We start from the raw sequence: 12,955 nt of genomic DNA, 5'->3' as shown, positions 1-12,955 counted from the left end.
GCGCTTTCCATCCGTCCATCGACTGACTATCGTGCGGGCCTGTTCCCGCATCGCCGCATGACATGACCCGTACCGCCTGGCTCTGGCTGGTGGTTGTGCTGACCACCGTCGCACTGGCCACGACCTTTCTCGTCACGCCACGATTTCCCGTGCCCATGCCGGACCCGGGTCCCCCACCGACACCTTTCGGGTGGGAGGCGCAACTTGGGCTGGCGGCCGGTGATGGCGTGCGCGGGCTTCGCGACGGGGCGGGCATGCTGGCGCGCTTCGATGATCCATACGGCATCGCGGTAGCGGAGGACGGAACGCGCTATGTCGCCGATGCGGGCGACAACAACCGCATCCGTCGCATTGCCGTGGATGGCACGGTCAGCACGCTGGCAGGAGGGAACGAAGGATTCGCCGACGGCGCCGGTGCCGCCGCCGCGTTCCACACGCCTTCCGGGCTTGCGCTGGATGGCGAAGGCAACCTCTACGTGGCCGACACCGGCAACCATGCGATCCGCAAGGTCAGTCCGCAGGGCATCGTCACCACGATCGCCGGCACGGGCGAGGCCGGCTTCCGGGATGGCCCGGCGAGGCAGGCGCAGTTCAACGGTCCCATCGGCGTGGCGGTGGATGGTCGCGGGCGCGTCCATGTCGCGGATACGTACAACGACCGCATCCGGGTGATCTCGCGCGATGGCCAGGTGACGACGCTGGCCGGCAGCGACATGCCGGGCTTCCTCGACGGCACGGGCACGCAGGCGCGCTTCGATACGCCCACGGCGGTGGCCGTGGACGCGACCGGTGTCGTCTGGGTCGCGGACCTCCGCAACGACGCCATCCGCCGCATCGAGTCGCATGGCGGGGTCAGCACGCTGTCGCTGCGGCCCGACACGGATCTGACGATGGGTCCGCGTCGCCCGCTCGGTCTCGCCTTGACGCGTGACGGCAACCTCTACGTCGGCGAACTGCACACCGGACGGGTGATGCAGGTGATGCGCGACGGCCGTTGGCACGTGCTGGCAGGCCATCTGCCCGGCCAACGCCTGTCGCGCGCCGCAGGGCTGGCGGTGGATGGGGCCGGCCGCGTGCACTTCACCGATGCCGGGAGCCACCGCGTGCACCGGCTTGCGCCGTTGGCCGCAGGTGCGGCGCCGACGCTGTCGCCGGTCGGGCCGTCGCCGGAGGATCCGCTGCCGGATACCGCCGGCCGCTGGCCGCTGGCGCCACAGGACGGATGGCACGAGGTGGTCGGCACGCTGGGTGAGGTGCGCGGCGATTACGAGGGTGAGAGCCGCCACCACCTGCATGGCGGACTCGATATCCGCGGCGACGTCGGCGCGACGGTGCTCGCGATCGCACCCGGCAAGGTCAGCAGCCCTTCCGCCGCGTGGGGCTTCGACGGACTGGGCGAAGGCCTGGGCGTGGGCGCGCTGGACTACATCCACATGCGCGTGGGACGCACGCCGCGGGGCGACCTGCTCGATCCGGCGCGCTTCCAGTTGCTGCATGACTTCAGCGGTGACCCGAGCCGCATCCGCGTGCGCCGCGGCACGCGGTTCATCGCCGGCGACGCGTTGGGCACGGTCAACCGCATGGCGCACGTACACCTTGCCGTGGGCGCCAACGGCTACCAGCGCAATGCCATGGCGCTGGGCTTCACCGGCTTCACCGATGCCCATGCGCCCCGCATCGATCGCATCGAGCTGGCCGATACGCTCGACCAGCCACTGGAAGAAAAGCAGGACGGACGCATCCTGATGCCGCGCGAGCTGGCCGGCATCCGTATCGTGGTGGATGCCTGGGACCAGGTGGACCGCAACCTGCCGCGTCGCCGCCTGGGTCTGTATGCGCTGGGCTACCAGGTGCTGCGCGCCGACGGCACACCGATGCCGGGGTACGAATCGCCCCGCATGACCATCGATTTCCAGCGCATGCCATCGGACGAGGCCGTCAAGGTCGCATACGCGCCCGGCAGCGGCATCACCGTGCACGGCAGCGCGGTGACGCGCTTCAAGTATGCGGTCACCAACACGGTTCGCGACGGGCACTGGGCCGAGGGTCTGTGGCACGCGGGCGGACTTCCCGCGGGTGATTACCTGCTGCGCATCACCGCGCGTGACTACAGCGGCAACCACGCGCAGGCCGGCCGCGACCTGAAGGTGCGGGTGTACTAGCCAGCCGGGGGGGCGGCAAAGAAAGAGCGCGGCCCGTGTCGAATCCCTTGCCGGTCGTTCGTCGTTCACTGGAAGCTGCCGGAAAGCGCCGGCCGCATGCACGGGAGAGACGCATGAAAGTCATGGTGATCGTGAAGGCCACCGCGGAATCGGAAGCCGGCCGGATGCCCGGCACCGAACTGCTGGCCGAGATGGGCAGGTTCAACGAAGCCCTGGTGAAGGCCGGCATCATGCTGGCGGGCGAGGGGCTGCACCCGAGTTCGCGCGGCGCACGGGTGCGCTTCGAAGGCAGGCAGCGGACGGTCATCGACGGACCCTTCTCCGGCACGCAGGACCTGGTGTCCGGATTCTGGCTCTGGCAGGTGCGCAACCTGGACGAGGCCATCGAATGGATCAAGCGTGCGCCCTTCGATGGCGGCACGGAAATCGAGCTGCGCCCGGTCTTCGACGCCGACGACTTCGGCGACGCGCTGACGCCCGAACTGCGCGCGCAGGAAACCCGCCTGGCGGCCGAACTCACTGCGAAATCGCAGGATCGCTGATCGAATCCGGAGAACACGTCCCATGCCCACGCAGATCTTCGTCAACCTGCCCGTGCGCGACCTTGAAGCTTCCAAGGCTTTCTTCAAGCAGCTCGGCTACGACACGAATCCCCAGTTCACCGACCACCAGGCCGCCTGCCTGGTCATCAGCGACACCATCCACGTGATGCTGCTGGTGGAACCCTTCTTCCAAGGGTTCACCCGCAAGGCCATCTGCGATGCCCGCACGCAGACCGAAGTGATCCTCTGCCTGTCCGCAGACAGCCGCGCCGATGTCGATGCGCTGCTGGCCAAGGCGCTCGTCGCGGGTGCCAGCGAACCGATCGCCGCGAAGGATTACGGTTTCATGTACCAGCGCGGCTTCCAGGACATCGACGGCCACCTGTGGGAGCTCGTGCACATGGACGAAGGTGCGATGCCGACGGACTGACACGCAGAACATGCAACGGGCTTTATCGCTTCAGGTCGGCGTTGCGCCATCGGACTGGAGCAGGGTGGTGGCATTGATGTAAATGAATGCAGTGGACAAGGTTGCTCACATTTGAGCTTCAGGTCTTGCGAAGCGGCGTGTCGTCACGTACAGATGTGTCGGGTTCTGGCAGGAGGCCTCGCAATGACGGGAAGTTCACCGCATGCAGGTAGAGGTGGCGATCGACGTGGGCTCGCAGGGCTGATCGCATTGGCGATCTTCACAACAGGATGCCAAGGCATGGCGATGACGCAGGAAACGGGATCCCGAGGCCCGGCAAAAATCGACAATACAGTCGCGGATTGGCCATTGAGATTTGTGCGACACAACTTCGGGGCACACTGTTTCGACACGATAGGCTGTCGGATCAGCTATTCCGGTTTCACCCACGGTGTTGATGGTCAGGACGAGGTGAGTCCGCCGCTGTCCGCTTACCGGGGAACACGCGAACAGATTCTCAGCGCTGGGCATATTGCCCGCGAAAACTTCCCGCCGCCCGTGCGCGTTGCCTGGCGCTCAAAGGATGGCGCTCCACATGAGGCGGAAGTCGATATAGGCGACTTGTTCCGTGATGGGCTGATCGTGCACAACGTTCCGCGAAGCGAGATCAGAGAGGGAGTTTCCATCACCGACCCGGACATCGTCCTTGAAGTCGAAGATCGCACGATCAACGTCTATATGCGCGCCTTCATACCGACCAGGGAGCTGCAGGTTCCGGACAACCCCTATAGCGGGCATCGTTCCGAACTTGTGCGGGTATGGAGCAAGACCTACTGAAGCGGCCATCCAAGGAGGGATGTATGGGCGGAGAAAGGCAACCTGATGGCGTGGCGACTTATCCGGCAACGGCAGAAGATCTCGCGAGCTACCAGCGTGCGAAGGATCATCTTGGAGGCTTCCAGGCGCCCTTGCTAAAGGGGCGAGAGGGAGGGCGGGAGCGGTTGTATGTGGCGGCGTTCGATGGCACCGGCAACAACATGTTCAAGGATGCGCCTGAGAACCACACCAATGTGGCACGCCTGGCAAGGCAGGTTGAATCGTTGAAGGATCCCGCCATTCGCCATGGTTACGTGGCCGGGCCTGGTACGCAGGGTGGGTTGAAGGGAGCTTACGATCTGGCCCAGGGGCAGTCGTATTCATCCCGCATGGAGGACATGTATCTCCAGTTCACTGTCAGGGCTTCCGAGTGGTTACGGGAGAACCCGAAAGCGGACATTCGCGTTGCCGCAGTCGGATTCAGCCGAGGCGCTGAACAGGCTGCGGGTTTCACGCGGATGGTTGAGGAACGGGGTATCAGGAATCCGGAAGGGGCGCGAGTCGAACGTGATGGCGATGGTCGCGTCCTGCACGTTACCTATGTCGGCCCACCCCTGCGCGAACCCGGCACCGTGATCCAGGCGGTCGGCCTGTTCGATCCGGTCGGTACCGGTGAGCCGCGCAACCATGACCGGCGTCTTCCGCCCTCGGTGGTGTCGGGTTTCCAGATCACGGCCGAGGACGAGCGGCGCAACCTGTTCCAGTCGACCCGCGTCCTCGATCCGGGCGTCACCGATGGGGGTCGCTTTCTCAACGTCACCGTGGCGGGTGCGCACAGCAACATTGGCGGCAGCTACACGTTGGACGGCCTGTCGATCCGCAGTGGCAACCTGATGATCGATTACCTCAATGCCCTGAGCGATCCGCCTTTCCTGCAGAAGCGGGAAGAACCCACCGACCCCGCGCGCAACGTCATCCATCATTCCGAAGACCACCAGTTCTTCTATCGCACCTCGGTGTATGACAAGGAGGGCATCCGCGGGAGGCAGGAAGAGCTGGCGCCGTCGAACCTGTGCAGGATCGACTGCCTCGACGCCCAGCCGCGCAATGCAGCGATGGCGGAGGACTTGCGTTGGCGTCCGGTGGAGATCGGGCCGACGCCGGTAGCGGCGTCGCCGGCAAGCATGGTGGAGCAGTTGTTGCAGGCAGCGAAGCAGGGCGATGGCGCTGCCATCGACCGGATCGGGCGCGAGCACCTGCATGGCGAGACGGGGCAGGCCTGGCTGCAGGCCGGGCAGCAGCGATTGCAGGAACTGCAGCAGGCCGTCAGTGCGCCGGCGATCGAGCCCCAGCGCGAGCCTGCCGCGCTCGCGCGCTGAGCCGGCTTGTCGCATCCCGGCGGCATGCGCTTTAATCCGCCCGGGGACAACGATGCCACGGGAGGCATCCATGGGGTGGGGAACGCGAAGTGCGGGCATCCTGCTGGGGTGCCTGCTGGCGCCGTTGGCGCATGCCCAGGCGCAGATCGACCTTGAGCCATTCCTGAAGAAGGACGTGCTGCAGACGCTCAAGATTTCGCCGACTGGCGCGTATTACGCGATGACGGTGCCACTGGAGGACCAGACCATCCTGGCCGTGATCCGGCGCAGCGACCGCCAGGTGACGTCAAAGGTCAGCGCCGGCAGCGACAGCGTCATCAATGGGGTGTGGTGGGTCAGCGATGAGCGCGTGGTGGTGTCGGTGGCCAAGAAATACGGTTCGCGCGATCAGCCGTACCCCACCGGTGAGCTGTACGCGACCAACGCCGACGGCACGGCGCGCCGGCAGATCTTCGCCCGCTATGGACTGGACGGCCTGCATCGGCAGCCGCGGGCGGCCTATCTCATCGACACGTTGCCGGATGACCCGCGCAAGGTGCTGGTCGGCCTGTATGCGCTGGATACCTCCACGCCCAATACCCGCGTGGAGGCACTGGATGTGTTCAACGGCGACCTGGACACCGTGGCCACCGCGCCGGTGCGCAGCGCCAGCTTCGTCGTGGATGCGGACCGGCGCGTCCGTTTCGCCATCGGCTCGGGTGACGACAATGTCAGCAAGCTCTATCACCGTGCCGACAACGATGCGCCGTGGCAGATGGTCAACGACGAGGCCAAGAGCGGACACGTGGAATGGCCGCTGGGTTTCTCTGTCGACGGGCGCACCGCTTACCTGCAGGTGCAGCAGTCGCAGGGCCCGGACAGCATCGTCGCGCTGGATACGGTCACCGGCATCCGCACGCAGGCATTGCGCGACGCAGTCGTGGATCCTTATGAAATCATCTATGCCGACAATGGCCGTACACCGGTGGGCAGCTTCTTCATGCACGAGAAGCTGCGCGCCGCGTTCTTCGATGAGAAGTCCGACATCGCGCGCCTGTACCGCAAGCTGGAGCGCTCGTTCCCCGGCGCATCGATCGAGATCACGTCGGGGACACGCGACGGCCGCCTGAAGGTGGTGCGCGCATCCAGCGACACCAATCCCGGCGATTTCTTCCTGTTCGACATGACGAACAACGCCGCCGACCTGATCTTCAGCCGCCGCAGCTGGCTGGATCCGGCGGAACTGGCCCCCAGCGAGCTGGTGACCCTGCGTGCCCGCGACGGCCTGGCGCTGCATGGCTACCTGACGCGTCCGCGCGCGGCGCGCGGCGCGCCGTTGCCGCTGGTCGTGATGCCGCACGGGGGTCCGTTCGGCATCTTCGATGGCTGGGAAGTGGACGACGATGCGCAGATGCTGGCGGGCGCGGGTTATGCCGTGCTGCGCGTCAACTTCCGTGGTTCCGGCAACTACGGGCGCGCGTTCCAGCATGCCGGCGCGCGGCAGTGGGGCAAGGCGATGCAGGACGACCTGACCGATGCCACGCGCTGGGCCATCGAACAGAAGATCGCCGACCCGCAGCGCATCTGCCTGTATGGCGCCAGCTACGGCGGCTACGCGTCGCTGATGGGCGTGGCCCGGGAACCGGACCTGTACCGCTGCGCGGCGGGCTACGTGGGCGTGTATGACGTCGAGTTGATGCACAAGCAGAAATCGCGCACGGCGCGCTGGCTGGGCACGTACATGAATGACTGGGTCGGCGACGACCGCAGCGCGCTGGGCGAAGTGTCGCCCACGACGCTGGCGCAACGGATCCGCGTGCCGGTCTTCCTGGCGGCGGGCGGCAAGGACGAAATCGCCCCGCAGGCGCAGAGCGAGCGCATGGAGAAGGCACTGAAGGCGGCGGGCGTGCCGGTGGAAACGCTGTACGTCCGCACCGAGGGCCATGGCTTCTATGCCGAGGCCAACCGGCGCGCGTACTACACGCGCCTGCTCGGCTTCCTGTCGCGCCACCTGGGCGGCGCGACCGCGAAGTGACGCAGGTCAGGCGCCGACGCGGCGCCTGACGGCCTCGAAATCGCGCACCGGCCGCACCTCGATGCTGCCGGTGCCGATCCAGGGGAATTCCTGCGCGATGCGCACGGCGTCTTCCATGCTGTCGGCTTCGATCAGGTTGAAGCCACCCAGGATTTCCTTCGTCTCGGCAAACGGGCCATCGACGATGCTGGTCTTGCCGTTGCGCACGCGCACGGTGCGGGCCGTGCTGCCGTGTTCCAGCTGCTCGGAACCCAGCAGCGTGCCGGCGGCTTTCAGTTCATCGGCGTGGGTGATGCAGCCGTGCATCATCTGGTCGTACGCGCCGGCGGGCAGCGCATCCAGCAGTTCGTCGTCCGTGTACACCATCAACAGGAACTTCATGCGCCCTCCCGGCGTGTCATGCAGGCCGGGATTGTGCCACGGTGGCGCGCGGCCTGATGTCCGGGCGCCGTGGATTCGCGGCGCGGCGCTTATTCCGATGCGGGCGAGCGGAAGTAGGCTTCCACTGAGCCCTTGACCTTCATGGTCATCGGATTGCCGCGGCGGTCCTTGGACTTGCCGACCGGCACGCGGATCCAGCCTTCGCTGACGCAGTACTCTTCCACGTTGTCGCGTTCCACGCCGTTGAAGCGGATGCCCACGCCACGGTCCAGGGCCTCGGCGTCATGGAACGGGCTGCGCGGGTCGGAAGCCAGGTGGTCGGGGGGCGTGTCGTTCATGGGGATCTGCGGTAGGTGCGGGAATGGCGGGCGCAAAGGATAAACCGATGCGTGCTTCCGGTCATGCGGGGATGCGCCGGTTCACCAGGGCACCAGGTTGCGGCTGCAGGTGAAGAATGCCCGCAGGGTCAGCCGGCCCTGGCGCGGATCGGTGGGCAGCCGGCCGGGGTGCGTGATGGCGGGCGCGTGGAAGACCTCGTCGCCGTGGAAGACCATGCGGTTCCATTTCGCCGGCACCGTCAGCACGTGTTCGAAGTGCTCGTTTGACGTTGCGGGATAGCCGGGGCGCAGCCCATGCCGTGCAGTGAATGCATCCGCCGGCAGCGTGCGGGCATCATGCAGCACTTGGTCGGTCTGCCGCGCCGAGGCGCGCGGCAGGAAGAAGTGCGTGCCACCCAGTGCGGCATCGTGGAACAGATAGGCTTCCGCCACCACGCCACGCTGGTCGGGTCCGGATGTCAGCCGGTCGCGACGGCACAACCATTGCGGCGGTCCCAGTTCGTCCGGCGCCCGCGTCACCATGGCCAGCCGGCTTTCCATGCGCAGCGTGCGGCGCGCACCCAACAGGCGGCGCAGGTGCAGGCGGAAGAAGTCGTCCACGAGCGCGGTGAAGCTTTCCGGCAGGTACATCTCGCATCCGGGATACGCATGTCGCGGTGCCTCCGCGAAGTCTTCGCGATAGGCGTCCGCGTAGGCGACGAGCTTCTCGGGCTTGCGCAACGCGTCGTCGATCACGCAGCACGCGTGGTGCGGTCCGATCGCCATCACCTGGATGCGGGGCTCGGGATTGAACATGGCGCCTCAGCGGCTGGCCGGGCGGCAGGGCCCGACGAAACCACGATACGCCGGCGCTGCCGCCAATGCACGGCAGGCAGGCGCCGGGGCGGCCCGACGAAAGCCGCCCCGGCGGTGGAATGCCGCGATGGATTACGGCATCAGCACCTTGTCGACGACGTGGATCACGCCGTTGCTTCCCTTGACGTCGGCAGTGGTCACCTTGGCCACATTGCCCTTGGCGTCGGTGATGGTCACGCCGCCGTCGGCCACGGCGGCGGTCAGCTCGCCGCCCTGCACGGTCTTGAGTTTCGCGGTGCCGCCCCCGGCGGTGATCTGCTGCGTCAGCGTGGCGGCATCAACGTTGCCGGCGACCACGTGGTAGGTCAGCACCGCCGTCAGGTCGCCCTTGCTTTCCGGCTTGAGCAGTGTGTCGACCGTGCCGGCGGGCAGGGCGTCGAAGGCGGCATTGGTCGGACCGAACACCGTGAACGGGCCCGCGCCTTTCAGCGTATCCACCAGGCCTGCCGCCTTGACCGCGGCCACCAGCGTCGAGTGGTCGGGCGACGCCATCGCGACATCGACGATGTCGCCCTGCTCGCTGGCCATGCCGGTGGTGGCGGGCGTTTCGGCGGGCGCGGGGTCGGTCGCTTCGGCAACAGGCATCGGCGCGGCGCCAGCGTCGGCCTCGGCTTCCTTGGACGAGCAGGCGGTGGCGATCAGCACCGTGGCAACAGCAGCGTAGAGCAGGTGGGTCTTCATCGTGTAACTCCGGAAGGAATGGGGAATCAAGCGCCCCGTGTTGGCGGGTGCGGACTGTCTACGTCACGCCCCGCGCCGCGGATGCATCACGTGGTCTTAATGTTCAGCGCGCGTCGACATCCGCTTCCCTGTGGCGTGCATGCGCGTCACCATGTACGCCAATCCCCTGATGCGTTGCCGCCATGTCCAGCCCCGACCACGAATTCGACCCCGACGACAACTTCGGCCACGCCTTCGACGACGAAGACGAGATGGACCTGGACGACACCGAGGCGCTGGTGTGGAACCTGCTGGTGCTGATCAATCCGGGTGACGAGGAAACCGCCCTGCGCCAGTTCGCCGCGTACCGCGAGGCCGGCGGCGAGGAAGGCATCGAACCCGACCAGGTGCTGTGGACCTTGAAGGACGTCATCGACTGGACGTCCGGCTTCTACGTGGACTGGAAGGACACCGAGTCCTTCATCGACTGCATCAACCAGCTGGCCGCGCGCTACGCCATCGAGATCGACTGGGGTGGCGACACCAGCGACGAGGACTTTCTCGACAACACCGATGTGCCTGCGCTGATGGCCACGGCCTACGACCGCCTGCGCGAGCATGGCTATTCGTTGTGGAACTGGAATACCGACGGCGATGCCTATGGCGGCTGGATGGCGCTGAAGCGCGACGACGAAGGCATGCAGCAGCTCGCTGCCGTGATGGGCGTGGAGATCCGGCCCGGCAGCGATGCGTTCTGAGCGCCCCGCGTCCGCGCGCGGCCCGCGTGGGCGTTAGACTGCGGACACCCCACGGAGTCGAGATGCCTGTGATGCGCGTCCTGCTGGCCTGCCTTGCCTGCCTGATGTTGCTGGCGATGCCCCGGGCGCGCGCCCAGGACATCACGACACTGCTCTCTCCGGCCAAGCCGCGCGCCTCCGAGGCCATCGCGCTGGCCGATGTGCCGTCGCGCGCCGACGCCGACGAGCGTTATGCGGAAGAAGTCACGCTGCGCGCGGCCAATGCGGATCCTCTCGGCCGGCTGGTCCCACGGCTGGCGACCATCGAGCGGTCCGTGGACGAGAAGACGCGCCTGTTCCGCTATGGCGAACTGCGCACGTTGCCGGTGGTGCGCCTGGAGAGCATGGAGCGGCACTGGAAATTCGACGCGCGTCAGTACGCGCGCTGGCGCGCCGACATGCAGGCGTCGGTCTCCCCGTATGCGCAGGATGCGGCCGAACTGGCGCTGCGGCGTGCCGACTGGGACCTGACCCGCAAGGCGATGGCGCCTGAGAGCACGCCGGATGCCCTGCGGATGCGGGTGGATGCGGTGGCCAACCGCTTGCACCTGGCGGAACAGGCGTTGTCTGCGCCGCTGGCGGAGCAGATCGGGCTGGGACGTCGCGCCAACGTACTGGCCGCGCGCATCCACGCCGGGCAGCGCGCGGTGGAAGATGCCATCGCCTACACCGACCGTCGCCTGCTGCACCTGGACGCGCCCCCGCTGTGGCGAGCGCAGGACACCACGACCCTGCGTGACGACCTGGTCGCCACGCTGACCCGCGACATCCAGTCGGAGAACAGTTTCGTGGCCCAGTACGCCGCGGCCGACCTGGGCAACCAGCGCCTGCTGCACGTGCTGCAGGTGCTGCTGCTGCCCGCGCTGCTATGGGTGGCCTGGCGCCGACGTCGCCGTGGCGTCGATCCAGCGGCGGTGCTGGCGACCGATGCCGAGTCGCGGGTGCTCGGTCGCCCGTTCTCCACCTGGCTGCTGCTCTCGATGATCGGCGTGCTGTTGCTGGAGCCGAATGCGCCGTTGTTCCTCCATGAAATCGCGATGCTGGTGGCGCTGGTGCCGGTGCTGCGCCTGATCCCGCAGCAGGGACGACGGCTGCTGGGGCCGTGGCCTTACCTGGCCACCGCGTTCTACCTGCTGCAGCGGCTGGCGATCCTGCTGATGGCCAGTGACTACCTGTACCGCCTGTATTACCTGGGGTTGGCCGCGCTGGCCTTGGTTGCCACCGGATGGCTGTTGTGGCGCTCGCGCGGCGAGCGTTTCGCGGGTCTCACCGGCACGTCGGGACGGCTGGTGCACGCGCTGGCCTGGGCCAGTGCGGTGGCGCTGCTCGTGTCGATAGGCGCCAACGTACTGGGCAACGTGTCGCTGGCGGAAATGCTCACGTCCGGCATCATCGAGAGCGGTTACTTCGCCCTGGTCCTGTACGCAGCGGTTACCGTGCTCGAGGCGCTGTTGCGCAGCCTGGGCGCACGCAGCGGGGTGCGCCGGCTGTGGGTGATGCGCCGGCATGGCGGCACGCTGCTGGAATCGCTGGCGCGCTGGGCGCGTGTGGCGGCGGTGATCGGGTGGATCGTCTACACGATGAGCCGGTTCCGCATTTTCCGGCCGGTGTACGACGTCGCGCGCGCGGTAGTGACGCACCGCTTCGAATACGGCGAACTGTCCATCAGCCTGGGACACGTGCTGGTGTTCTGCATCGGCGTGGTCATGGCAGTGTGGATCGCCAGGACGCTGCGCGCGCTGCTGCGCGAGGAAGTGCTGCCGCGGATGTCGCTGCCCCGTGGCGTCGACAACAGCGTGGCATCGCTCAGCTACTACGTGTTGCTGCTGCTCGGATTGCTGGCGGCGCTGTCGGCGGCGGGCTTCAAGATCGGCCAGCTGGCGTTCCTGTTCGGGGCGCTGGGTGTCGGTATCGGACTGGGACTGCAGGATGTGGTGAGGAATTTCGTCTCCGGGCTGATCCTCATGTTCGAGCGGCCGGTGAAGCCGGGTGATGCGGTGGACATCAGTGGTACCTCCGGGCGCGTTCGCACCATCGGCATGCGTGCCACCACGGTGCGCACGTTCGACGGTGCCGACGTGGTGGTGCCCAACGGCATGCTGCTGTCCGACAAGGTCACCAACTGGACGCTGATCGACCACAACCGGCGCATCGACGTCGACCTGGGCGTCGGCTACGGGTCGGACGTCACCCGGGTGATGCAGCTGCTGCAGGAGGTGACGCTGGGCACTTCCGGCATCGCCAGGGAGCCTGCGCCCGCCGTGCTGTTCACCGGCTTCGGTGCCAGCTCGCTGGACTTCGCCATCCGTGCATGGACGCATGAGTTCGACGACTGGTCGCAGATCCGGAGCGGATTGCTGGCCCGGTTGCATGCGGCGCTCGTCGAGGCCGGCATCGAGATTCCCTTCCCGCAGCAGGACCTGCACCTGCGGAGTGTTTCCGAGACGATCCTCGCCTCCCTGGCAGCGCCACGAACGTCAGCGCCGCCGGAGGACCCGGGCCAGAAAACGTGACCTGCATCACGTGGCTTGATGAGGCGCCGACGCCGGATCGGTCCCATCCCCCGGCGCCCCGATGACCCCGAAACCCTTGTACCCGTAGC

The 12,955-nt window shown here is 67.0% G+C and carries 12 protein-coding genes; 8 read left to right on the top strand and 4 right to left on the bottom strand.

What is annotated here, in order from left to right:
• The first annotated feature begins 62 nt into the window (after positions 1-62).
• The 6 genes from OVA13_RS12510 (at position 63) to OVA13_RS12485 (ending at position 7,322) form a co-directional block, all read left to right on the top strand.
• Positions 63-2,162: an NHL repeat-containing protein gene (locus OVA13_RS12510; protein WP_267790802.1), complete on the top strand. Its 2,100-nt coding sequence runs from the start codon at positions 63-65 to the stop codon at positions 2,160-2,162.
• A 113-nt stretch (positions 2,163-2,275) separates the two neighbouring features.
• Entirely contained in the window at positions 2,276-2,704 is a 429-nt protein-coding gene (locus OVA13_RS12505) for a YciI family protein (protein WP_267790801.1), read from the top strand.
• A gap of 22 nt (positions 2,705-2,726) precedes the next feature.
• On the top strand, positions 2,727-3,134 hold the full coding sequence (locus OVA13_RS12500; RefSeq protein ID WP_267790800.1) for a VOC family protein: 408 nt from the start codon (positions 2,727-2,729) through the stop codon (positions 3,132-3,134).
• Between the two features lie 279 nt (positions 3,135-3,413).
• A complete protein-coding gene (locus tag OVA13_RS12495) occupies positions 3,414-3,950 on the top strand; it encodes a hypothetical protein (RefSeq protein ID WP_267790799.1) in 537 nt (178 codons plus the stop codon).
• 23 nt (positions 3,951-3,973) lie between these two features.
• Positions 3,974-5,308, top strand: a complete 1,335-nt coding sequence (locus OVA13_RS12490) for a phospholipase effector Tle1 domain-containing protein (protein ID WP_267790798.1) — start codon at positions 3,974-3,976, stop codon at positions 5,306-5,308.
• 70 nt (positions 5,309-5,378) lie between these two features.
• On the top strand, positions 5,379-7,322 hold the full coding sequence (locus tag OVA13_RS12485) for an alpha/beta hydrolase family protein (RefSeq protein ID WP_267790797.1): 1,944 nt from the start codon (positions 5,379-5,381) through the stop codon (positions 7,320-7,322).
• A gap of 6 nt (positions 7,323-7,328) precedes the next feature.
• Here the strand turns inward: OVA13_RS12485 and OVA13_RS12480 are convergent, their stop codons facing one another.
• From OVA13_RS12480 to OVA13_RS12465, 4 genes are all read right to left on the bottom strand, one after another.
• The gene (locus OVA13_RS12480; RefSeq protein ID WP_267790796.1) at positions 7,329-7,703 is read right to left on the bottom strand and encodes a YciI family protein; all 375 of its coding nucleotides are present in this window, start codon (positions 7,701-7,703) and stop codon (positions 7,329-7,331) included.
• Between the two features lie 89 nt (positions 7,704-7,792).
• Positions 7,793-8,041, bottom strand: a complete 249-nt coding sequence (locus OVA13_RS12475) for a DUF3297 family protein (protein WP_267790795.1) — start codon at positions 8,039-8,041, stop codon at positions 7,793-7,795.
• A gap of 81 nt (positions 8,042-8,122) precedes the next feature.
• A complete protein-coding gene (locus OVA13_RS12470) occupies positions 8,123-8,836 on the bottom strand; it encodes a DUF6445 family protein (RefSeq protein ID WP_267790794.1) in 714 nt (237 codons plus the stop codon).
• A gap of 132 nt (positions 8,837-8,968) precedes the next feature.
• Positions 8,969-9,424, bottom strand: a complete 456-nt coding sequence (locus tag OVA13_RS12465) for a fasciclin domain-containing protein (RefSeq protein WP_324288289.1) — start codon at positions 9,422-9,424, stop codon at positions 8,969-8,971.
• Between the two features lie 335 nt (positions 9,425-9,759).
• Here OVA13_RS12465 and OVA13_RS12460 point away from each other — a divergent pair, with 335 nt between their 5' ends.
• On the top strand, positions 9,760-10,314 hold the full coding sequence (locus tag OVA13_RS12460) for a DUF6630 family protein (protein ID WP_267790792.1): 555 nt from the start codon (positions 9,760-9,762) through the stop codon (positions 10,312-10,314).
• Between the two features lie 62 nt (positions 10,315-10,376).
• Positions 10,377-12,866, top strand: a complete 2,490-nt coding sequence (locus tag OVA13_RS12455) for a mechanosensitive ion channel family protein (RefSeq protein ID WP_267790791.1) — start codon at positions 10,377-10,379, stop codon at positions 12,864-12,866.
• The last annotated feature ends 89 nt before the right edge of the window (positions 12,867-12,955 follow it).

This window comes from Pseudoxanthomonas sp. SL93, from assembly GCF_026625825.1.
In the GTDB taxonomy this organism is placed as follows: Bacteria; Pseudomonadota; Gammaproteobacteria; order Xanthomonadales; family Xanthomonadaceae; genus Pseudoxanthomonas_A.
Note: the sequence above shows the minus strand (reverse complement) of the source record. Positions and strands in the feature narration are given on the sequence as shown.